14 protein-coding genes are annotated in these 23,742 nt (G+C 46.9%); 11 read left to right on the plus strand and 3 right to left on the minus strand.

Features of this window, described 5'->3' with window-relative positions; genetic code table 11:
- Window positions 1-217: 217 nt before the first annotated feature.
- On the plus strand, window positions 218-844 hold the full coding sequence (locus ACFTRD_RS05290) for an FMN-dependent NADH-azoreductase (protein ID WP_379378042.1): 627 nt from the start codon (window positions 218-220) through the stop codon (window positions 842-844).
- 85 nt (window positions 845-929) lie between these two features.
- Here ACFTRD_RS05290 and ACFTRD_RS05295 read toward each other — a convergent pair whose 3' ends face one another.
- On the minus strand, window positions 930-1,781 hold the full coding sequence (locus ACFTRD_RS05295; protein ID WP_379378043.1) for a DUF2161 domain-containing phosphodiesterase: 852 nt from the start codon (window positions 1,779-1,781) through the stop codon (window positions 930-932).
- Between the two features lie 360 nt (window positions 1,782-2,141).
- Between ACFTRD_RS05295 and ACFTRD_RS05300 the strand changes: the two genes are divergently transcribed.
- The 7 genes from ACFTRD_RS05300 to ACFTRD_RS05330 all read left to right on the plus strand — a co-directional run bounded on the left by ACFTRD_RS05300 (window position 2,142) and on the right by ACFTRD_RS05330 (window position 15,814).
- Window positions 2,142-4,037, plus strand: a complete 1,896-nt coding sequence (locus ACFTRD_RS05300) for a PrkA family serine protein kinase (RefSeq protein ID WP_379378044.1) — start codon at window positions 2,142-2,144, stop codon at window positions 4,035-4,037.
- A 245-nt stretch (window positions 4,038-4,282) separates the two neighbouring features.
- Window positions 4,283-5,287 (plus strand): protoglobin domain-containing protein, encoded by a 1,005-nt coding sequence (locus ACFTRD_RS05305; protein WP_379378045.1) that lies wholly within the window; start codon window positions 4,283-4,285, stop codon window positions 5,285-5,287.
- Between the two features lie 130 nt (window positions 5,288-5,417).
- Window positions 5,418-6,422 (plus strand): LacI family DNA-binding transcriptional regulator, encoded by a 1,005-nt coding sequence (locus ACFTRD_RS05310; RefSeq protein WP_192265605.1) that lies wholly within the window; start codon window positions 5,418-5,420, stop codon window positions 6,420-6,422.
- 234 nt (window positions 6,423-6,656) lie between these two features.
- Entirely contained in the window at window positions 6,657-8,285 is a 1,629-nt protein-coding gene (locus ACFTRD_RS05315) for a response regulator transcription factor (RefSeq protein WP_379378046.1), read from the plus strand.
- 11 nt (window positions 8,286-8,296) lie between these two features.
- The gene (locus ACFTRD_RS05320; RefSeq protein WP_379378047.1) at window positions 8,297-10,057 is read left to right on the plus strand and encodes a sensor histidine kinase; all 1,761 of its coding nucleotides are present in this window, start codon (window positions 8,297-8,299) and stop codon (window positions 10,055-10,057) included.
- A 195-nt stretch (window positions 10,058-10,252) separates the two neighbouring features.
- Window positions 10,253-13,075, plus strand: coding sequence for an endo-1,4-beta-xylanase (locus tag ACFTRD_RS05325; RefSeq protein WP_379378048.1), 2,823 nt, complete (start codon window positions 10,253-10,255; stop codon window positions 13,073-13,075).
- A 267-nt stretch (window positions 13,076-13,342) separates the two neighbouring features.
- On the plus strand, window positions 13,343-15,814 hold the full coding sequence (locus tag ACFTRD_RS05330) for an EAL domain-containing protein (RefSeq protein ID WP_379378049.1): 2,472 nt from the start codon (window positions 13,343-13,345) through the stop codon (window positions 15,812-15,814).
- Window positions 15,815-15,928: 114 nt separating this feature from the next.
- Here ACFTRD_RS05330 and ACFTRD_RS05335 read toward each other — a convergent pair whose 3' ends face one another.
- On the minus strand, window positions 15,929-17,365 hold the full coding sequence (locus ACFTRD_RS05335; RefSeq protein ID WP_379378050.1) for a SpoVR family protein: 1,437 nt from the start codon (window positions 17,363-17,365) through the stop codon (window positions 15,929-15,931).
- Complete coding sequence (gene yhbH / locus ACFTRD_RS05340; protein ID WP_379378051.1) at window positions 17,362-18,528, minus strand: sporulation protein YhbH; 1,167 nt, start codon at window positions 18,526-18,528, stop codon at window positions 17,362-17,364. Before yhbH ends, ACFTRD_RS05335 begins: the two co-directional genes overlap by 4 nt.
- A 264-nt stretch (window positions 18,529-18,792) precedes the next feature.
- Here yhbH and ACFTRD_RS05345 point away from each other — a divergent pair, with 264 nt between their 5' ends.
- The 3 genes from ACFTRD_RS05345 (at window position 18,793) to ACFTRD_RS05355 (ending at window position 23,668) form a co-directional block, all read left to right on the plus strand.
- Window positions 18,793-20,121: an MFS transporter gene (locus ACFTRD_RS05345; protein ID WP_379378052.1), complete on the plus strand. Its 1,329-nt coding sequence runs from the start codon at window positions 18,793-18,795 to the stop codon at window positions 20,119-20,121.
- 350 nt (window positions 20,122-20,471) lie between these two features.
- Complete coding sequence (locus ACFTRD_RS05350; protein WP_379378053.1) at window positions 20,472-21,740, plus strand: sulfotransferase family protein; 1,269 nt, start codon at window positions 20,472-20,474, stop codon at window positions 21,738-21,740.
- Window positions 21,737-23,668 carry an asparagine synthase-related protein gene (locus ACFTRD_RS05355; protein ID WP_379378054.1) on the plus strand — a complete coding sequence of 644 codons (1,932 nt, stop codon included), beginning with the start codon at window positions 21,737-21,739 and terminating at the stop codon, window positions 23,666-23,668. Before ACFTRD_RS05350 ends, ACFTRD_RS05355 begins: the two co-directional genes overlap by 4 nt.
- Window positions 23,669-23,742: the final 74 nt, after the last annotated feature.

Genomic DNA, 23,742 nt, shown 5'->3' on the forward strand with positions numbered 1-23,742 from the left:
AGATTGAATTCAATTAACGCCTGGAACTTTGATTAGCGGAAGGTCCAGGCATTGAATTAGGATCAAAGATGTTGCCCCCAAAGTAATTACGTTATTGCATCCACTAACATTTTTATATATAATATGTATTAATGAGTTGTTGTTTTCTTTATATAAGCTGCATTCATTGCAAGTTCAGGAGAAGCACTCATATATTTTAACTAACGGGGGAACGAACATGTCTAATATTTTATTTGTTAAAGCTAACGACCGTCCTGCTGATCAAGCAGTCAGCGTACAATTGTACGATGCATTTTTGAGCGCATATAAAGAGTCCCACCCAGGTGACACTGTTACCGAACTGGATCTCTACAATACAGATCTTCCTTACTACGGCAACACTGTAATTACTGGTGGGTACAAAGCAGCTAACGGCATCGAAGCAACGCCAGAAGAGCAAAAAGCGGCTGCACTGGCTGCACAATTGCAAGATCAATTTTTGGCAGCAGACAAAGTGGTATTTGCATTCCCACTGTGGAACTTCACTGTTCCGGCACCACTGGTGAACTACATTTCCTACCTGAGCCAAGCTGGAAAAATGTTTAAATACACTGCTGAAGGTCCTGTAGGTCTTGTTGGCAACAAAAAAGTGGCATTGCTTAACGCGCGTGGTAGTGTTTACTCCGTAGAGCCTATGGCATCTGCAGAAATGTCCGTGAGATATGTAACGAACGTACTGAACTTCTGGGGTATCCAAAACCCTGAACTGGTTATCGTTGAAGGCCACAACGCTTCACCTGACCGTTCCCAAGAAATCGTGGCAGCAGGTCTGAAATTGGCTTCCGAAGTAGCAGCAAGCTTCTAATAGCAATTATATATAGAAATGCAAAAAGCCTGTTATTTCCTTTAGGAGATAACAGGCTTTTTTTTATTTCATTTTTGCTTCAAGCTCACTGGCTCACATTCCTTTTTGGGAGCAGGTACGGCTCCGCTATTTCCGCAATGTGCTGTAGTCTATCGTCATCAACGTGAATCAGGGAAATATCTATTTCCGGTTCATTTATACGCTGCTCAATCATATCATTATCCTCAAGCATGTGAGCATGCTCGGTCAGTGCCTGCACACCTTTGATTGTCAGCACATATCGTCCGCGGGATAGCCGCTCGAACCAGCCATAATAATTTTTTTGCAGAATGGCCGCAGCGGACCCGACACTTGTCTGCTTGGCGAGAGAAGCCGGGGAAGATTCACCCTGAGCGCGAAGGGCAGAAGCAATACGTAATGCCTTTTCTCTGTATGCAGTGACCAACTGCCTGCGTGTGCTTCCTCCTGTATTATAGTCACCACTCCGCTCGTCGAATTCACGCAGCAGTCGTTGTCTCCGGATTCCGCCCTTGCGGACTCCGCTGCTGCTACCAGACAGAGGAGCTTGGGCAGCAGGTTCGCACAGCACATCAATCAGGGGGGCTTTGGTTTTGTAAAAGGTAACGGTTAGGAGTCCCAGACCAAGCTGTCTGCACAATGCCGTCAATTCGCCCCAGCGCTGGTTGACCGCCCCGCGTTTACTGCGATTCCGCTCCACAGCCAGATAAACGAAGGGACTGAGCTTCAGGCGCTGCATTCCTTGTAGCAGCAGAGACAGATTAAATGTTTTTTTCATCTCCACAATGAGTGGTTCATTCTGATCCGATTTGACCCCGACCAGGTCACAATGTTTGACTTCAGCCTTCACGTTGTAACCGCGTCGTTCGAAAAAAGCCTTTACAGGCGAATATAACTCGGTTTCGTACTGCACCGCCATCGTTTCTGCTCCTTCCTTGAAGTGGCCCGTCTTGGGCCATGTTTTGTCCCGTTTTCTGAATTTAGAACCTTCATTATATCATATCCGTTCTTTTTTTTCTGAGGGCATAAGATGTCTGATAGAACAGGGAAAGCCTCAAATTAAGACATTGGGATTGAAAAAAAGAGGTCAACTTATCCGATTTGCCGCATAGGTATGTAATACACTTTTCACAACAATACAAGTTGTTTGGACAGAGGGTGGCGGGACTAATCCGAACCGCAGATTGGTATTCAAGCAGGAGCCGTAATTCTATTGATTTCTTCATACCATTCGGAATGGTTGACAATCACACTAAAGGAGCCATGGGAGGTACCAAGCATGAATATTTTTGAACGCGTTGCGGAACATCGGGCAGAAAGTGACCGTTTGACATGGAACGGAACATTTGAAGATTATATTGCACTGCTGAGAGAGGACCCGACTCCGGCAATGACGGCTCACGCTCGAGTGTACCAGATGATCGAATCGTTTGGTGTAGAAGAAGTAGGTGGGCACAAACGATACAAGTTTTTTGAACAGGAGATTTTTGGGCTGGATCGGTCCATTGAAAAGCTGGTTGAAGAGTATTTCCATTCGGCCGCTCGTCGTCTGGATGTGCGCAAACGGATTTTGCTGCTTATGGGGCCGGTCAGTGGAGGGAAGTCTACGTTAGTGACGTTGCTCAAACGCGGACTTGAACAGTTCTCCCGTACAGAGAAGGGGGCCGTGTATGCCATTGAAGGCTGCCCAATGCATGAGGAGCCACTCCATCTGATTCCACTGGAGCTTCGCCCTGAAGTGGAGAAGGAAATTGGTGTACGCATTGAGGGCAATCTCTGCCCATCTTGCCAGATGCGGCTTCGCACCGAATACGGCGGGGACATTAGCCGGGTGAAGGTGGAACGGGTCGTGATTTCCGAAGATAACCGGGTGGGAATTGGAACATTCAGTCCATCCGATCCGAAATCCCAGGATATTGCAGATTTGACGGGCAGTATCGACTTTTCGACCATCACCGAATTTGGTTCCGAGTCTGATCCGCGTGCCTATCGTTTTGACGGGGAGTTAAACAAGGCTAACCGCGGATTGATGGAATTCCAGGAGATGCTCAAATGTGATGAAAAATTCCTCTGGAATTTGCTGTCACTGACCCAGGAAGGCAATTTCAAGGCAGGACGATTCGCATTAATCAGTGCGGATGAGATGATTGTGGCACATACGAATGAATCCGAGTACAAGTCGTTTATATCGAACAAAAAGAATGAAGCGCTGCAATCCCGGATGATTGTCATGCCCATTCCATACAACTTGAAGGTCTCCGAGGAAGAAAAGATTTACAGCAAGCTCATTCAACAAAGTGATATGAAGCATGTCCATATTGCACCGCATGCCCTGCGGACTGCAGCCATTTTCTCCATACTTACTCGCTTGAAAGAAACGAAGAAACAAGGTATGGATCTGGTTAAGAAAATGCGGATGTATGACGGTGAAGAAGTTGAAGGGTACAAAGAAGCCGATTTGCGTGAGATGCAAAATGAATATTTGGATGAAGGCATGTCGGGCATTGATCCGCGTTATGTCATCAACCGGATATCCAGTGCTTTGATTAAGCAAAATCTTCAGTGCATTAACGCGCTGGATATTCTCCGGGCGATCAAGGATGGTCTGGACCAGCATGCTTCCATTACAAAAGAGGAACGTGAGCGTTATCTGAACTTTATTGCTTTGGCACGTAAAGAATATGATGAACTGGCGAAGAAGGAAGTACAAAAAGCATTTGTCTACTCGTTTGAAGAGTCGGCCAGAACGCTGTTCGAAAATTACCTGGATAACATTGAGGCCTTCTGCAACTGGTCCAAAATCCGTGATCCGCTGACGGATGAGGAGATGGACCCGGATGAACGCTTAATGCGTTCGATCGAGGAGCAGATCGGTATTTCCGAAAATGCCAAAAAGGCGTTCAGGGAAGAAATATTGATCCGCATCTCGGCTTATTCCCGCAAGGAGCGCAAATTCGAATACAGCAGCCATGACCGCTTGCGTGAAGCGATTGAGAAGAAGCTGTTCGCTGACTTGAAGGACATTGTGAAGATTACAACCTCAACCAAGACACCTGATGCGACCCAGCTGAAACGAATGAATGAAGTGATTAAACGATTAATTGAAGAACATGGATACACCGCTGCCAGCGCAAATGAATTGCTTCGTTACGTAGGCAGTTTGTTGAATCGCTGATCTGCATCGAACCATTCCGGATCAGGCTCCTGATGCCTGCTGTGAGGCTCCTTCACAGCAGGATTGGGGGCCTTTTTATATACATTCACATACCAAATCTCACCATAAAACTGACAAAGAAGGTCATTTTCATGACAAATTAGTTCGAATGGTATATGTAAAATTAGGCCATTTAGTCTATAATCGATACAGATATTTACAATTTGAACTTTTTTGAGGTTATTAAGGAGCTGACAGAACTAGTTATGAGTATTGCGTTGGCAAGACAGAAACAACTTGATTATATTGGACTAACCGCAGGGGATTTGCAACTTCTCGCAGATCATCGGCCTGCTTTTGTGAAAGTCGTTGACGAAGTAGTGGACCATTTCTACAATCATGTGGGGAGTTATCCGGATTTGGTCGATCTAATTGCCCGTTTCTCTACCATTGACCGTCTGAAAGAAACCCAGAAGCTATACTGGCTATCCATGACCGATGGTGTGGTTGATGATGCATATATCGATCAGCGCATCGCGATTGGACTGGTTCATTCCCGCATTGGATTGTCCGAGGATTATTATCTGGGCACCTATATGGTGTACCTTGATATTGCGACAAGCATATTCCAGCAGGTTATTCCTGAAGGCTGGCATCTGGTTATCCAGGCGCTTAGTAAAATGTTTAACCTCGATTCACAGCTCGTATTGGAAGCATACGAGAAGAAAGAAAAGGAGAAATTAAATCAATTCGCTGAAGATCAGCATCATACCTTGCAGGCCATCACACAGATCACCCAGCAGCTGACGGGAATGATTAGTGAATTGAATGAAAATGCTCAGGCGATCTCGGATGTGGCCAGGGAAACGGCAGCCTCTCAGGATCAGGCAAATGGATTGTTGGACGAACTGACCAAGGAGATTCATCAGATTGGCAAAATGGGTGAGATCATTCGCGAAATTTCGGATCAGAGTCATCTGGTGGGCTTAAATGCCGCCATTGAAGCTGCACATGCAGGAGAATTTGGCCGGGGTTTCGAAGTGGTTGCAAGTGAGGTGCGCAAGCTTGCCTCCAGCTCCCGAGAGGCCCAAGGAAAAATCCAGACGAATCTGGCACAGATTATGAAGAAGCTGGGCAGTGTTCAGCAGGAAGCCAAGCACACTGCCTCGGGGGCAAGACGTCAGGCTTCCCGCTCAGAAGAGCTTGCTGTTTTTGCTACCACTATGGAGAAACTGGCACTTGATCTAAGGAAATTGGATCATCAAGAATAGCCGGTAACACTGGCTGGAACCCTGTGATACCGTTTCTGGCTGTTTTAAGCTATAATGGGTAGACAAACCTGCCGATGTTATAGTGAATGCAGCCGGAGACAGGGGATTTGAAAGAGGTTGAGGTGATCAGGTGGCTTCTATCCATGATGTGGCCAAAGAGGCGGGCGTATCTGTTGCAACCGTTTCCAAAGTGCTGAACGATTATCCCGATGTAAGTGACAAAACTCGCAAAAAAGTCAATATAGCCATCGAACTATTGAAATATCAACCGAATGTGGTTGCACGTGGACTTGTGAAACGCCGTTCTTGGACAGTAGGTGTATTGTTGACAGTTCCTTTTACCAATCCGTTTGTATCGGAGCTGCTTGAAGGAATCAAAACAGCACTGGAGAACAGCGGATACGATCTTGTTCGTTTATCTACACGTTTTGATGATCCCGCCTATTCGTTTATCAAACATTGCCGCAGCCGAAATGTGGATGGCGTTGTTGTTTTCGGGGAAGGAAGAGACAATAAGAGTATTCAGGAATTGGTTACTGCGGAGATTCCGACGATGTTCATTGATACCGACTTGTTTGGCAAGCGGGCAGGATACATAACGACGGATAATGCAAATGCGATTGCCATGAGCGTCAAACATTTGCATGAGTTGGGTCACCAAAAAATCGCCTATATTTCAGGAACACTTGGGCCTGCCGTAGCGAATCTTCGACTGGATGGATATCGGGAAGGACTGCGTGAATGCGGCATTCCATATTCAACCGTGTATCTGGAGGTCTGTGACTACTCCTTCGATGGCGGCAGTAAGGCAGCTCGCCGATTGCTTGCATTGAAGGAACAGCCCACAGGGATTGTCTGTGCTTCAGATATGTCCGCTTTCGGAGCGATCCACGAAATTGAGAAACATGGGTTGCGGGTGCCTGAGGATGTTTCCGTTGTCGGATTTGATAACACGTACTATGCTGAAGTGTTCAAACCAGGCTTAACCACGATTAATCAAAATATTCATTCTATCGGGATCAAATCGATTGAATACCTGATCGCCATGATTGAGAATCCTTCATATTCGCCTCCGGTCATTACGGAGCCATCCAATCTGGTGATCCGTCAAACGACTGCACCTGCGAAAGTGTAAAGATGATGACACGAAGCACAGCTAACAGGCTGTGCTTTTTGGCGTTATGGATTTGCCCTAATAGTTCGTGAGTTTCAACGAAACCTGATCCATTCAGCTGAGAGGAAAAGCTGTTGACTTTTTGCCACATTCCAACTAACAATAAATACCATAAATAATATTTTGTAACCGCTTACTTTGGGTGGTCGAATTTAAGGAAGTATTGTAGTCCATTCAATCAAGGGGGTTGATCTAATGCATCAGGTGCTTTTGGTGGATGACGAAGTGTACGCACGCAAGGGTCTTAGGAAGTTGATTCGCTGGGAAGCATGCGGATTCGAGGTCATTGGTGAGGCCGATGATGGGGATGAGGCTTACGAGCAGATTGAACGGTTACAACCTGACGTCGTCATTACCGATATTCGAATGCCGGAGACGGATGGTCTAGAATTGATTCGGCGGACTAGCCTGGAGGGAGATCGAAATGAAATAAATGGGAAAATACCCTATTTTATCATTTTGAGTGGATATAATGATTTTACTTATGCACAACAGGCAGTGAGGTACGGTGTACAGGACTATATTTTGAAACCGATTGATGAGGTTGAACTTGAGGCGACCTTGTGTAGATTGTCAGCAGTGCTGAAGCAACATAAATCTGCGGAGCAGGAGAAGCGGGAGCGGCAATACATGCGGTGTCTGGAACAGCTGATGTACGGAGAGGCTGATTCTTCTGTTGCTGAACAGTGGTTGGAACTGACGGATACTCATTCGGGGGATATGCTGGCATATCTGCTGTTTGAGCACAACCCGCGATTATGTTCTGATGTACCGGAAATCACATATACGGGAGAAGAAGACGTGGCCCAGCTCGGGCATTACGAGAGCTTTCAACAGATTGTGCAGGCAGTTCTCAAGCGGATGTATCCGCAAGATACGCCAATGCATCTGAAGCAGCATGGTGAGCGTGTTGGAGTTCTACTTACAGGCAAACATCTGCGTACCGATGCGAACAATCTGCGCAAAACGGTAGAGAAAATACAGTTCAGCTTCACTGAAATGGAAAATACTCGAGTATGCATCTATGCAGGTGCCACCTGTCAAGATCCTCTGCTCATTGGACATGCCTATCAGACGGCTTTAAAGGCAATTGCCTACAAGTTCATTACAGAGGACGATGGGGTCGTGCTCTTTGATGACGTACAGCATGTTCAGGTGCAATGGATGCATACGGATCATGAAAAGCAGCAGCAGTTGCTGAGATTGATGGAAGAGCAGCAGATGGAGGCCATGGAAGTGACGCTGGGTGACTGGTTCACCGAATTGCGGGCTTCCTGTTATGCTCCGGCAGCTGTGACGTCTGCTGTACACCAACTGGTCTCTGCCGTGGTATCCATTCTGAAATCGGTTCAGGCCGACGTGAAAACAATGACTACGCTTCAACCTGTTCTGGACTGGCAATCCGAGCGGGGAAGGCTGGCGGATGCACACCAATTGCTGAATTGTTTTATGGAGGAAGCAGTCCGACGGCTGGCTGAACAGCGTCAGCAGATTCAGAAGGGGGCCATGCCCAAGATCAAAAGTTACATTGAGGAAAACTATAGCAAGAATATAAGCCTGAAGAGTATTGCCTCTGAATTTTATATGAATCCGGTGTATCTGGGGCAACGCTTCCGCAAGGTTTATGGCATGTATTTCAATGATTTTTTGCTTCAGCTTCGCATAGAAGAAGCCAAAAGGCTTCTGAGGCAGACGGATTTGCGGGTATATGAGGTGGCAGAGCGGGTAGGATTCGGGAGCAGTGATTATTTTGCCACTCAATTCGAGAAAACAGAGGCTTCCTCGCCTACGGAATATCGGAACCGTTTGATGGGCGAGGGGTAGGTGATACGGCCGTGAAGCGGAATTTTCTCAGCAATATCCGTCTGCGGGACAAAATGCTGATTCTATATGTCTTTTTTGTACTCGTACCGGTCATTTTCAGTAATGTTATTTTCTATCAGGTGACGACGGCGAACGTCAAATCACAACGCATGTCTGATTTGTCCAAGGCCATGGAACAGGTGCGTACCAATTTTACCGGTGAAATTCGCAATGCGGTCGATATCTCATCCAGCCTGTACACGGATATCCTGTTGACTGAAATGCTCGATACGGAGTATGCCCATCCGATCCAATATGTTGAAGCCTATGCCCTGTATCTCCGCAAGATTCTGAATACGTACCATTCCGGTTTTCATTCGATTCAGGGCCTGACCATCTATGTCGATAATACAACAGTGTTGCCCTCCGGGGGAGTTGAGTTTCTGGACGAGAAGGTAAGGCGATCCGAGGCTTACAGGCAGCTGACCATCGGTCCGCAATTTTCTCCCATTTTTATGCGATGGAGTCTTGGAGGAACTCAGCAGACCTTCAGCATACTCCGCAAGCTGGACTATTATGCTGCAAATCCGGGCTGGAAGGAGAAATTCGTTCGATTGGACCTGAAAACGTCAACGATCCGCCAAATTTTCACGAATATTACCATTCCAGGGCGGCTGTTTCTGGTCAACTCAGCAGACACAGTGGACTACACGACCGATTCGGATGTGCCATGGACAAGTCAGACTGTGGCGTACAGCGACATCAGGAGTCAACTGGGAAAACATGAATTTGAGCTGGTCTATCCACTATCTGGGGAACTGACGGGATGGAAAATAGTTGGTTTATTTGATGAAACCGAAATTTACAGAGAACTGAGGCAACCGCTTCATCTGGTCATTCTGCTGGCTTGTTTGAATATTATTCTGCCAACCTTGATTATTATTTGGACGACACGAAACATCCATGTGCGGCTTGCACGTGTGCTGGAGCATATGAAAAAAGTGAAACTTCAACGATTCGAGCCCATTAGACAGCCGGAAACATCGGATGAGATTGGTCAGCTCACAGCCGAGTTTAATCGCATGACGATGACCATTCACCGTTTGATCAATGATGTGTATGTAGCGGATATTCAACATAAAAATCTGGAGTTGCAGCGGCGTCATGCCCAGTTAAATGCGTTGCAAAGTCAGATTAATCCACATTTTCTGTTCAATGCGCTGGAGACCATCCGCATGCGAAGCCTGATGAAGGATGAGGATGAGACAGCAAGAATTATCCAGTATATGGCCAAAATTTTTCGGAATGCCCTGACTTGGAATCGTGACAGGGTTAGCATAAAGGAAGAGCTGGAGTATGTGACCTGTTTTATCGAGATACAGAAATATCGGTTCGGACACAAGATGGATTATTCCATTGAACTGGACCCGGAAGCAGGTCAATGTTTCATTCCCAAGATGACACTTTTGCCATTTGTCGAGAACGCCAGCATTCATGGCATTGAACCTCTCAAGGAGGGGGGAGAGATAAGGCTTCGCATTAAACGTACAGAGAAGCAACTCATCTGTGTTGTGGAAGATACGGGAGCAGGCATGACGGAGGAAAAGAGAAACCAGCTGCTTGCTTATGTGCAAACAGAAGATTCCATGGGGGATCGTGTGGGAGTACAAAATGTGATTTATCGGTTGAAATTGATCTATGATAACCGTTTCCACATCCGATTCGACAGTACCCTTGGTAAAGGAACACGGGTGGAGATCGTTATACCGTTAGAGGAGCCTGGAATGGAATAGAACCTCTAAAGTTTTTGGAGCAAAATCTATAGTTTAACGGGTAAACAAAGTTTGCTGGCAATCGTATAATGAAAGTGCTTACAAAATTTCCGGTCATTACGTCTATCCAATCCTGCACAACCATCTTGTAAAGGGCTGACACATGACGGAGTAAAGGTTAGTCTAACAAACAACCAAGGAGGAGATCGGATGCATATGAGAAAATGGTGGAGTTTGGGGTTGGCTGCTGTACTGTTCTTCAGTCTGTTGCCGGGTATAGGTACAGGAGGGGCACGTGCTCAGGCAGCTGCGGACGTTAAAACAGGAGAAGGTGATCAAGCGCTGTTTGAGGCCCAGTTTGAAGACGGTATATTGGGGAAATGGCGTGCACGCGCGAGTGAGAAGCTCGAAATTGTGACAGGCGTGGGTCACGACAGTACACGAAGTCTGAGAACCTCATCTCGCACCGAAACATTCCATGGACCCTTAATTGAGGTGCTGGACCATGTACAGAAGGGCAGCACGGTTCATATTTCATTTTGGGCCATGTACGATGAGGGGCCTGACAGTCAGGTCATTAACGGCTCATTGGAGAAAGAATACAATAAAGACGCTTCGAGTCTTGAATATGCCACGTTTGCCTCCGCTACCCTGAACAAAGGACAATGGAAAAAAATCGAGGCCGATGTGGTCATCCCTGGGGAAAATAGCGGCATCACCGGATTCCGGATGTATGCAGAGACCCCATGGAAGAAGTCAGAGGAAGTGACGCCGACAGATACGATTTCTTTTTACATCGATGATGTTCTGATTACGGTGGCCGAGAAAATTGAAATTGAGCCGAATATTCCGAACCTGGTCGATATCGTGGGACAAAATTATGCGCTCGGGGCTGCAATCGACCAATCTGCACTGGACCCGGAAGACCAGCATTCCCGGTTGTTGACAAAGCATTTTAACAGTATTACGGCAGGCAATTTTATGAAAATGGATGCGATGCAACCTCAGGAAGGACAGTTTGTCTGGTCAGAAGCGGACCGGCTGGTGAATTTTGCCGAAGCCAATGACATGGAGATCAGAGGTCATACGCTGTTATGGCATAGTCAGGTACCGGATTGGTTCTTTACTGATCCGAATGATGCATCGAAACCTGCCACGCGGGAACAGTTGCTTGCGCGGATGAAAACCCATATTCAGACCATCGTGACCCGGTACAAAGGAAAGGTTCATACATGGGATGTCGTTAATGAAGTCATCTCGGACGGAGGCGGATTGCGTAATCAGGCAAGTGGTTCCAAGTGGAGAGATATCATTGGGGATGTGGACGGTGATGGAGATGACAGTGATTACATTGAGCTGGCTTTCCGATATGCCCGCGAGGCTGATCCGGATGCCGTACTGGTGATTAATGACTATGGATTGGAGGGCAGTGCAAGCAAGCTGAATGATATGGTGAAGCTTGTAGAGAAACTGCTGGCTAAAGGCACACCGATTGACGCGGTTGGATTCCAGATGCATGTGTCCATGTACGGACCGGATGTGAAGCTGATTCGTGAGGCTTTTAACAAAGTTGCCGCTCTTGGTGTGAATGTACAGGTTACAGAGCTGGATGTTTCGATCTATTCAAATTCTTCCGAGCAGGAGATGCCCGTTACGGATGAATTAATGCTGCAGCAGGCCTATCGTTATCGTGAAATATTTGACCTGTTCGATGAGTTGGGAAAACGTGGAGTAATGGACAGTGTTACAGTCTGGGGACTTGCAGATGATGGTACATGGCTTGACAACCATCCAGTCAAAGGACGCAAAGATGCACCGTTGCTGTTTGATCGAAAGCTGAAAGCGAAACCGGCTTATTGGGCATTGGTGGACCCTGCCACCCTTCCAATCTACCGTAATGAATGGACAGCGCTTAAGGCCAGCCCTTCTTTCCCGGATCGCAAAGGACAGGAAGATGTTCTCTGGGGCGCTGTGAAAGGGATTGATATTAATCATCTCGCAGAGGGTACATCAGAGGTTACCGGTGAGGCTAGAATGCTGTGGGATACCAAAAAGATGAATTTGCGAGTGGAAGTGAAGGATACAACACATCGCAAAGGTGATCAGGTGCAGGTGTTCCTTGCGGAAGACGCAAAAGATACAGGCGCTGCAACCTCTGGAGATGTTTCACTTGCCGAGAAGAAACATCCATCACCTGCGAATGGTCAGTATACGTTCAAACGTGAGGGCAGCAAAGGCAAGGATAAGAATGTATACAGCGTACAGGAGACAAAAACGGGTTATGTCGTATATGCATCACTGCCTTTATCAGCCGCTATACTTACCGAAGGACAGGTACTGTCCCTGGATTACCGAATTACGGATGAGTATGCTGCTGGACAGACAGCGACTATTGTTTGGAATGATATTTCCAACCAGCAGCCCGATAAACCCGTCAATCGGGGGAAATTGAAGCTGGGTTCTGCCCTGAAGCAAACCAAGGTCACATATGGCAAACCCGTAGTAGATGCGAAAAAGGAAGGCATTTGGAAGAAGGCAGCGTCAGTTAAGACCGATGTCTGGGTGATTGGGGATTCGGGCGCAACGGCGACTGCTCAGTTGTTATGGGATGAGAATTATCTGTATGTATTTGCAGATGTTAAAGATCCGTTATTGAGTAAAGTGAGCAAAAATGCACATGAGCAGGACTCTGTCGAAATGTTTATCGACCCCAACCACAATCAGACCACCTATTATCAGGAGGATGACGCGCAGTACCGGGTTAACTTTGATAATGAATCTTCCTTTGGAGGAAATGCCTTGAAGGAGCAATTCAAGTCGGCTACCCGACTGACAAGTGGAGGATACGTTATCGAGGTGGCGATTCCTTTGGATCATGTCCCTTCAGGTAAGAATCCATGGATTGGATTTGACCTGCAGGTGAACGACGATCATGCCGGGAATGGTCAACGGAGCAGTGTATCGATCTGGAGTGATCGATCAGGCAACTCCTATCAAAATACATCTGGCTTTGGCAACTTGCTTCTGGTTCAAAAATAGGTGACTCAAAAGTGAATTTTGAAAGGAAATTTGTTCATATATAATATCCGGTTTTCTGGGAAAAAGTGTTGATTTTAAATGCCGGGACGTTTAGACTATATACATCTATAATAACGGGTTTCTGATGTATGACTCCGGCTTTATATAAGTCAGTGGTCACAAGACAAATGATGCGGAGGGAGTGCCTGTCATCCGGACAGCGCACTCGCTTCTTTTTTACATTTTTGCTTACATACGAGGCATTTCCCGGTTGAAAGGACAGAATGAGTGGAGCACCTACATGGAACGTACAACTTGGAACTGGTTTTTTTATCTTACATTATTGCAACGCTTGCTTCTTATGCAGCACTTGACCTAGCAGGCCGGTTGAGTCTGGCGAATGGCATGTCCCGGAAGGTGTGGCTTACTTGCGGGGCAGTCTCCATGGGTTTGGGGATATGGTCCATGCATTTTGTGGGCATGTTGGCTTTTGTTCTTCCCATGCATGTGTCCTATTCCACTAATGAGGTCGTTCTATCCGTTCTGCTTGCAATCATCGCATCTGGTGTAGCGTTAAATATTGCAGGTCAACAATCGGGGAAGATAAGCAAGCTCCTGATTGCGGGATTGCTCATGACTGCAGGCATAAGCAGTATGCATTATGTGGGAATGGCTGCCATGTCCATTCCGATTACGTATGAGCCAGGCATAGTGATGTTGTCTATTCTGATTGCAGTGTTGGCTTCATTTGCTGCTTTGTGGCTCATGTTTTACTTTCGGCAGCGTCAGTCACGATATACATGGATATACAAGATGGGCAGTGGACTCATTATGGGTCTCGGAGTTTCGGGAATGCATTATACGGGAATGTCGGCCGCTCAATTTCATGGCACACATGACACAATGGCAGGTTCGAACATGCAGATTGAACCGTCCATACTGGCGTATCTGATCGCAGCAGGCACCTTTATAGCATTGGGATTGACCTTGTTCGGTATATTTATTAATCAGCGCCTGTCTCAGAAAGATCGGCGTATTCGTGAAAATGAACAGTGGTATCAGGCTCTGTACGACAACCATTCGGACGCTATCATTTCGGTGGACAAGCAGGGTGCTATCAAGGGAATTAATGCTGCTGTCACACGAATTACGGGCTACCAGGAGAAAGAGGTTATTCATCGTTCGATCGATGAGATTACACAGCATGTGGAAATATATTGGACAAGTGAAACGCATGGTGTGTTATGGGATGATGATAGCCGCGACCAGCAGCATTTTATGGGGAAGATGAAAAATGTCCAGGGTAATGATCTTGATCTGAGTATTACCGTTGTACCCGTACTAATCGATGGCAAACATCAGGGCAGCCACATTCTGATTAAAGATGTTACCGAGGAGAAGCAGGCTCAGGAAAGCATACGTCACCAGGCTCTGCACGATCCGCTCACGGGCTTGCCGAACCGTCGCAAGCTGGACGAGGTATTGGAAGAAACAATCCATGCTTCCGCGGCAACAGGTAGCTCATTTGCTGTTATGGTAATGGATATCGACCGTTTCAAAATGATTAATGACTCATTGGGGCATTCCGTAGGTGATTTGTTCCTAAAAGAAGTGAGTGGCAGAATTATGGGTGCCATACAGGAATTCGGTCCCCAAGCAGCAGATAATGTCATGCTTGCTCGTATGGGAGGCGACGAGTTCACATTGGTTGTAACCAATGAGCAAGGATCGGAAGAACGGGTAGCTGAGCTTGCGAAACAGATTGTCGGAGCCATTCAGTTGCCCTATCGTTTAAAGGAAAATGATTTTTACGTTACAGCCAGTATTGGAATGGCCATGTATCCTGTTCATGGAACAGAACCAGACGCTCTGATGAAACATGCGGATTCTGCCATGTATGAAGTCAAGAAAAACGGTAAAAACGGTTATCAGTTCTATACCGCCCAACTAGATTCGGAATTATATGAACGAATTGAACTGGAGGGTTATTTGCGTAAAGCACTGGAACGAGATGAGATGGTCCTGTACTACCAGCCCCAGATTCGGACAGAAGACAGCCAGATGATCGGTGTAGAGGCTTTGATACGCTGGAATCATCCACTTAAGGGTGTTCTGGCTCCGAATGTGTTCATTCCGATTGCAGAAGAGACCGGCATGATTTACGAAATCGGGAATTGGACGCTGCGCGAAGCATGCCGACAGATGAAGCTTTGGCACGCCAGTGGCGGACCACTGATTCCGGTATCGGTTAACTTGTCCAGCCAGCAGTTTCATCAGTCGAACCTGGTGGAGCAGGTCAAAAATGCACTCGCGGAGACGGGACTTGATGCCACTTATCTGGAACTGGAGATTACCGAGAGTATGATGATGGACGCATCCGTATCTACGAGTATTCTAAATGAGCTTACAGCGCTCGGGGTCAAAATCAGCCTGGATGATTTCGGGACGGGGTACAGCTCGCTGAGTTATTTGAAGCATTTCCCCATTCACAAGCTGAAGATTGACCGTTCATTCGTGACAGACATTACCGATAGTCGGAGTGATCAGGCCATTGTGGCGACAATCATATCGATGGCTCAGCATTTGAAGATGGACGTGATTGCCGAAGGGATCGAAACCAAAGGACAGCTCGATATTCTAATGCAAAATGATTGCCGCGAAATCCAGGGATATTATTTCAGTCGTCCATTGCCAGCCCATGAAGTGGAACATGACTTTTTCGTGCCGCTTAGGATGCTCGGAACTCCGTCCGTTCTCTAATATGCATGAAATGCCAAGCGGCAAGTCCCCGCCAATGCCAGGGACTTGCCGCTTTTTTTGTGTTCTTATAATGATGAGAAGATGTCTGTATGGCGTAGGCGTAGTAAAGGATGATTATAGAAACTTGCGATGGTGCTTCTTGCCATCATATGTGAACCAGATCGGCTTATCTTCGACCCTTGTTTCCACATGGACGGTACGCCCCCAAAGGCGATACAGATAGGGAAGGGTCCGTTCCATATATTTCAGATCCAGCTCGATGCCTTCATATTGATGTTTGAGCACGAGTTCTCCTGTCCGCAGATAGTCGGCATCCTGAACGACCAGATATGGAGAACCACCGTTGATGCGTGAAAATACAAGTTGATCCCGTATGTTTTCCCAGGACTTGTCGGTAATTTTCCAGTCCGGGCCTTTTTTCTCGAATACATATAGGTCGAGGTCTTCGGTTAATTGCTTGGTCATGTAATTGCGGATAAACGAGGTATCGGAATCGAATTCGCGCACCTCGAACATTTTGGCACGACCTTGGCCTGGTATGCGGCCCCAACGTTCCTGTTCCTCCCGGGAGGGGTTATCCCAACGACGTTCAATATCCTCGAAAATTTTCAGTCCCAAATAATAGGGATTCAGACTTTGCTTGGATGGCTGCACGACGGAGGAGTTCAGTTTGGCGAATTCAATCGTATCCTCACTGTTCAGATCGAGTTCGCGTATAATGCGTTGATGCCAGTAGGAGGCCCAGCCTTCATTCATGATCTTGGTTTCCATCTGCGGCCAGAAGTATAACATTTCCTCACGCATCATGCTCATAATATCCCGCTGCCAATCCGTTAACACTTCGGAAAATTCCTGAATAAACCACATGACGTCTTTTTCCGGTTCAGGCGGGAAGTGATGCACCTGAATTCCTTCTGCAGGTGTTTCTTCGGTCCGTACATCATCCAGTGACCACAGATCATCATAGCGACCTTCCGGTCGTGGTGCTTTCTCCCCGCGCTGTTCCCGCATTTTCATCTCCATATATCGTTGTTTGTCCAAATGGCGGGGTTTAATCAGTTGGGGATCGACATGTTCCTGAATGGCGATGACCGCATCGATAAACGCTTCAACGGCCTCTGTTCCATATTCCATCTCATAGTTGCTGATCCGATCAGCGGTGGCGGCCATGCTTTCGACCATATTGCGATTGGATTTGGAGAACCGGGCATTGTTTTTGAAAAAATCACAGTGCGCGAGCACGTGTGCGACAATCAGTTTGTTCTGGATCAGCGAGTTGCCATCCAGCAGGAAGGCGTAACAAGGATTCGAATTGATGACAAGCTCATAGATTTTACTGAGTCCAAAATCATATTGCATTTTCATTTTATGAAAAGTTTTCCCGAAGCTCCAGTGACTGAACCGGGTTGGCATCCCGTAAGCCCCAAAGGTGTAAATAATGTCTGCCGGGCATATTTCATAACGCATTGGATAATAATCGAGGCCAAATCCATCGGCAATCTCCATAATTTCAGCAATGGCGTATTCAAGATCGCGGATTTCATCTGTCATCCTACGCTGCCTCCTTCCCGTTTTTGGAAAAAGCTGCGCAAAGCTTTGTACACTTCGCCTTTTTCTTTGATCACATAATACATGAACTGGTCGATCTTGATATGGCGATAGGCGGACATCAGTGTACTGCTGCGATTGTACTGGTTCACCTCGCCATATCCAAACATGTTGCTGCGCTTCATCAACTCACCAATCAGTTTGACACACCGCTCATTATCCGAGGTCAGGTTATCCCCGTCGGAGAAGTGGAAAGGGTAAATGTTGTAGCTGGAAGGGGGATAACGACTGTCAATAATATCCAATGCTTTCATATATACAGAGGAGCAGATGGTACCCCCGCTTTCGCCGCGAGTGAAAAATTCCTCTTCAGTCACTTCTTTGGCCTCGGTATGATGAGCGAGGAAAACAATCTCCACTTTCTCATACTGGCGGCGCAGGAAACGGGTCATCCAGAAGAAAAAGCTGCGGGCGCAATATTTTTCAAAAGAACCCATGGACCCGGAAGTGTCCATCATGGCGATGATGACCGCATTGGACTGTGGAATGATTTTGTCTTCCCACGTCTTGTAACGCAGATCATCCGGACTGATATGGTGAATGCCTGGATTGCCCGTTGTAGCATTGCGACGCAGATTCTCCAGAATGGTACGTTTCTTGTCAATATTGGACTGCATGCCTTTTTTGCGGATATCGTTGAAAACAACAGTATGAGTCTCGATCTGATCCTTGTCTTTTTGTTTCAGATCCGGAAGTTCCAGTTCGGAGAAAAGCATATCTTCCAATTCCTCGATACTCACCTCGGCTTCGACGATGTCATGCCCAGGCTGGTCTCCGGCCTTTTCACCTTTTCCTGGTTTCTGTGAAGCGGGATCACGTCCGATGACATCTCCGACCTGACTGTCACCATCTCCTTGACCCACATGTTTTTGCTTTTGGTAATTATACACAAAACGGTACTCATCCAGACTGCGGATTGGTACCTTAATGATTTGTTTTCCATCAGACATAATGATGTTCTCTTCGGTAATCAGATCAGGCAGATTCTGTTTGATGACATCTCTAACCTTTTGCTGATGGCGTTGCTGGTCCTGGTACCCTTTGCGGTGAAGCGACCAATCTTCCCTAGATACGACGAACGAGTAAGGCTGGTTTGAATTTGACATGTAGGCACCCCCCATTGATTACGCGGCACAGTTTGGCCTGTCGGTAATTAAGTATATTCACGGGCGGGGACGATATGTGATGCATGAGTAGATAAAATGATACAATTACGCGAGTTTTCCTTTCAGGGCCATCTGAATTGTAGAGATTGTCGTGAACTTTTTTTACAGAAATAATGAACAGGTGTGACGAACTTCCTTTACAATAGGGAAAGGCATTCACTCTGACATCCTTCGGAAGGATGTGTGCAAAAGGAAGGATACCATTTGGATAATCGGGCAGTTAAGGCATGGATTATGTATGATTGGGCCAACTCGGCCTATGCGACGACGGTTCTTGCAGCCGTTCTTCCCGTCTTCTATGCTTCAGTGGCTGCAGCCACACTGGATGCAGATACTGCCGCATCTTATCTGGCGTATACGCATTCCATGGGCATGTTATGCGTAGCGCTGTTAACACCTTTGCTGGGAACATTAGCAGATTTATCGGGACGCAAGGGAGACTTTTTGCGAGTGTTCTCCATCATAGGCATCATCGCTACACTCGGGTTCAGCTTTATCGGAGAGGGCGACTATATACTGGCTTCTGCTCTGCTGGTCATTTCAACGATCGGTTTTGCGGGCGGCAATACCTTCTACGATGCGATGCTGCCTGATCTGGTATCTCCAGACCGAAGGGACATGATCTCATCCAAAGGGTATGCCTATGGTTATATTGGGGGCGGGTTGCTGCTTGCGGTCAATCTGCTGATGATTCAACAGCCCGGTTGGTTTGGAATGGGCAGTACACTTGCTGGAACAAGACTTGCTTTTATCTCCGTAGCGCTGTGGTGGCTGGTATTCTCCATTCCTATATTTCGCTATGCTCCAAGTCGGCCTGCAGCATCGGATATACCTACGTCCTGGAGAGGATATGCCTCGGTGGGCGTGCGCAGACTTCGCCAAACTTTTCGCCAGATACGGCGATTTCCCCAATTGATGCGTATGTTGGTCGCTTTCTGGTTTTTTAACGACGGAATCAATACGATTATCCTGATGGCAACGATCTATGGCACAAGCATTGGGATCGGGACAACGGACCTGATGTTGGCCTTGCTGCTTACCCAGTTTATCGGTTTCCCTTGTACGTTACTGCTGGGTTCATGGGCACAACGCTCGGGAGCAAAGCGGGTGTTGATGGTGAGTTTGTCTATCTACATATGTATTGTGATCTTGGGCTATTTCATGACGGAAGCTATCCATTTCTATCTGCTCGCCGGACTGGTAGGTGTAGTACAGGGCATAAGTCAATCGACGGCACGTTCCATATTCAGTAATTTGATGCCTGCCGGCAGAACAGGAGAATATTTCGGGTTCGTCAATATTACCGGCAAATTTTCTTCGATTTTTGGACCGTTTGTATTTGGTTGGGTAGGCCAAATCACAGGTTCAACCCGGTGGGGAATTCTGTCTCTGATCTTCTTTTTCGTAGCAGGAATTACAGTATTGTTGACCGTTAAGGTTCAGCAGGGAATGTCCGATGCCACTCAGGCAGATGACGAGGATCGGAAGCATCGTATTTCATCAAAAGGCTCAGAAGTAAGTTCAATTGGATAAGTGTTAACACAGAGGTGCAGCTAATGTTCCTCATTAATAATAGAAGCTCCGTGGGCCTGTTAAGTACAAACAGTTCTCGGGGCTTTTTCCTGTTTATGCAACTGTCATAAATCGAAAGAGCAATCGAATATGTTTATAGTGCTGAAACGACAGAGAGCCGAATAGAGTATAAAGAAAAATATTATGAAAAGGTGAAAATAAAAGATTGACATGATACATTTTGTATCATAGAGTAAAACTATGAATACATATCGTATCTAGAAGTTGTCGAAAGTATATAATCCATTTCAACTGATATATAGCTTAATCAAGTGTCACGCTTATTTTAATTTTCAGAGGAGAGGCTGCCATTGGTAGATGTTCAAGGTAACGGACTTGTCTTTTTACTCTGTGTACCTCGTAGTGGAAGTTCGCTATCCACCGTGATGCTACAAAATCACAGCCGGATTTTTGCTACACAGGAAATGTGGTTTCTGATGAATCTTGTAGATTTGCAAAAGGCTGATTCCCGCCCCTATGGCGGAAGCGCGATCATCCGTCAATTTTACAGCGCTATGGTATCTGACGAAGGTTTTGAGAAGGCCTGCCGAAGCTTTGCTCTTGAAATTTATAACGGATTTCTGGAAGGAAGCGGTGCTGACTTCATCGTAGATAAATCTCCTCGTTACTATTATATGTTGGAGTGGTTGGATCGCCTGTTTCCACAATCCAAACGTATTCATCTCCAGCGTAATCCCCTAGCCATAGCTGCATCTTACAAAAAGGTAAATCGTCATACAGGAGAAGGGTTTGAACTGATTTATAGTTTGCAGAGTCCGAATCTCAATATGAAAGCAGTCGATCTCACGCTGGGTTTGCTCCGATTGAATGATTATTTTGCAGAAAAACATGAGCATGCCTATGAAATGCAGTATGAACAGCTTGTCTCCAGCCCTCAAGAAGAAATGGAGAAACTGTGCGGATTTCTTGGCATCGAATATGAACAAGGTATAGAGCAATATGGACAGTTTCTGGATAGTGCAAAATCCAACATGTTTTACAGTATGGGGGTCGGTGACCCGTTCCTGTCTTCACATCAGGAAGCTCATAAAGGTTCTGTTAACAACTGGAAAAACATATTGGTTCCGAAGGAAGTGGAACTGTACTGCCGTGTAGTTGGTGCAGATCTGTTCCATCGGTTGGGATACAGTGAACAGTTAGAGGAGGCAGAGCAATGGACCGGTGTCCGTTACGAAGCGAGCCCGGATAAGGATGTCATACAGCGGCTCACCCGTCAATTGTCTGAAGCAACCGGATGTAATTGGCAGGAAGGTTACCGGATAAAGCCTGTAGACGTCATAGGGAACGAGCATCCCGGAAACAGGAATGATCGAACAACGATTGAACCGGAAGCACCAGACCCGACACTGGCAGCACTGGCAACGATCAGGCAGCTGGAAGCTGCATTGCGGGCAGCTGATAATCGGCTGGAGCGAGGGTACAATGAGCGTGAACGATTGAAAGTACAGCTGGCATCTGCTCACAGCAAGATTCAGCGTATCAAATCCTTGATTCCGTTTGGTAACCAGATAAGCGCCTGGGCATCACAGCGCAAGATACTCCGGGGGGGAAAGTCATGAGCGCTATAGCAGGAATTGTTCATACCGATGGTCAGCAAGCGTTATGGGAGGACAGTTGGCGCCTATATGCCAGTCTGGGCCACGTTCCAGCGGATACAACAGGGGTCTGGAAAGGCAATGAAGCCTTTCTGAGCTGCCATGCCCAATGGATTACCCCGGAGTCGGTCAGCGAGCAATTGCCTTTGTATGATGAAGTGAGCGGTCTGACCATCACGGCGGATGCCATTTTGGATAATCGGGAACAGCTGGCAGATCAACTGTCCATTTCGAGAGCGGAGTTAGCAGGATTGTCGGATAGTGAACTGATCCTGCGAGCCTATCAGCGGTGGGATGAACATATGGCCGAGAAGCTGCTCGGTGATTTTGCCTTCGCAATCTGGGATGATCGCAAACGCAGACTCTTCGCTGCCAGAGATATTACGGGCATGAGATCCTTTTATTTTCGGCATGATGGTGAGCGGTTTGCCTTCTGTACCTTAATGAATCCGTTGCTGCAATTGGAAGGTGTACATAAAGAACTGGATGAAATCTGGTTGTCCGAATTTCTTGCCATTCCCGATATGCATGACTCGGCAGATATCCATTCTACCGTCTATCGCGGAGTGAGCCAGCTGCCCCCTGCTCATACGCTTAGCTTCAGGGATGGAAGGCTGGAACGAAAACAATACCATCGTTGGGACGAAGTGGAGCCGTTAAGGCTTAAGTCCGATGGGGAGTATGTGGAGGCTTTCCGTGAGGTATTTGGTCAAGCTGTCGGATCGCGTTTGCGGACACATAGACAGGTATCTGCGGCGTTAAGTGGGGGACTGGACTCTGGAGCCGTTGTCGGATTTGCCTCAGGAACATTGCGAAGCCAGGGGAAGAGGTTAAATGCGTACAGTTACGTTCCAGTAGCTGATTTTACGGATTATACATCAAAAACACTGTTAGCGGATGAACGCCCGTTTATCCAATCCACGGTTAATCATGTCGGTAATATTGCAGAGAACTATCTTGATTTTGAGGGAAGAAGCCCTCTTAGTGAAGTGGATACCTGGCTTGATATTATGGAAATGCCCTATAAGTACTTTGAAAACTCATTCTGGATTCGCGGTTTCTATGAAAAAGCAAGCCAGCAGGATGTTGGTGTTCTATTGACTGGAGCACGTGGTAACTTCACCGTTTCCTGGGGACCTGCATTGGACTATTATGCCAGTTTGCTGAAAAGCGGACGCTGGTTCCGGTGGCTTCGGGAAATGCAACAATACAGTGAGCGTACCGGGATGAAATTCTCGCGTATTGCTAAAATTACGGGACGAAAAGCGTATCCGGAATGGTTTAAATCGATGTCCAAAGGGGCTGCCCAGGCCGCATCTGTACAATTAATCCACCCGGATTTTGCAAGGCGGACGGGTGTATTGGAACGGCTCAAATCAATTATCGTGTTACAAGGCGGTGCTCAGGCAGATGCGCTCAAAGTGCGAGCAGAGAAGTTCAACAATCTGGCCATTGCAAACAAAAACGGCGCAGTAGCTACCAAATGCTCGCTTCGTTATCGAGCATGGGAGCGAGACCCTACCAGTGATGCGAGAGTGATTCGCTTCTGTCTGTCCGTGCCGATAGAACAATACGTTAATCAGGGGACGGACCGGTCCTTAATTCGTCGGGCTACCTCACCCGAGCTGCCTGACAAAGTAAGATTAAATCAGCGAGTACGCGGTGTCCAGCCGGCAGATTGGTTACATCGCATGATTCCGAATTGGAATGCCTTTACAGATGAATTGCGCACGTTATGTTCTGACAGCCGGGTCGCTGGCATATTGAACACAGAGCGTATCCAATCGGCACTGTCCAAATTTCCTAATCCCCGCCCTGAGCTTGCTTCCCACCCGGACTTGCGTTTGATGATGCATAGCCTGATCGTATATCGATTCATACAAAAGTTTTGATCTTGCCAGTGGATGATTGATGTGAACTGGAGTAAAGGTTCGTTATTCCGTTGAATCATGAAGGGAGGTGAATA

The sequence above is a fragment of the Paenibacillus sp. NPDC056933 genome, assembly GCF_042674385.1.
Taxonomy (GTDB): domain Bacteria; phylum Bacillota; class Bacilli; order Paenibacillales; family Paenibacillaceae; genus Paenibacillus.

Bases quoted from the DNA above. Each gene is read 5' to 3' on its own strand.
- ACFTRD_RS05335 (WP_379378050.1), bottom strand. From the start codon at position 17,365: ATGACAGATGAAATCCGCGATCTTGAATACGCCATTGCTGAAATTATG.
- ACFTRD_RS05325 (WP_379378048.1), top strand. From the start codon at position 10,253: ATGAGAAAATGGTGGAGTTTGGGGTTGGCTGCTGTACTGTTCTTCAGT.
- ACFTRD_RS05295 (WP_379378043.1), bottom strand. From the start codon at position 1,781: ATGGCGGTGCAGTACGAAACCGAGTTATATTCGCCTGTAAAGGCTTTT.
- ACFTRD_RS05355 (WP_379378054.1), top strand. From the start codon at position 21,737: ATGAGCGCTATAGCAGGAATTGTTCATACCGATGGTCAGCAAGCGTTA.
- ACFTRD_RS05290 (WP_379378042.1), top strand. From the start codon at position 218: ATGTCTAATATTTTATTTGTTAAAGCTAACGACCGTCCTGCTGATCAA.
- ACFTRD_RS05300 (WP_379378044.1), top strand. From the start codon at position 2,142: ATGAATATTTTTGAACGCGTTGCGGAACATCGGGCAGAAAGTGACCGT.
- yhbH (WP_379378051.1), bottom strand. From the start codon at position 18,528: ATGTCAAATTCAAACCAGCCTTACTCGTTCGTCGTATCTAGGGAAGAT.
- ACFTRD_RS05315 (WP_379378046.1), top strand. From the start codon at position 6,657: ATGCATCAGGTGCTTTTGGTGGATGACGAAGTGTACGCACGCAAGGGT.
- ACFTRD_RS05305 (WP_379378045.1), top strand. From the start codon at position 4,283: ATGAGTATTGCGTTGGCAAGACAGAAACAACTTGATTATATTGGACTA.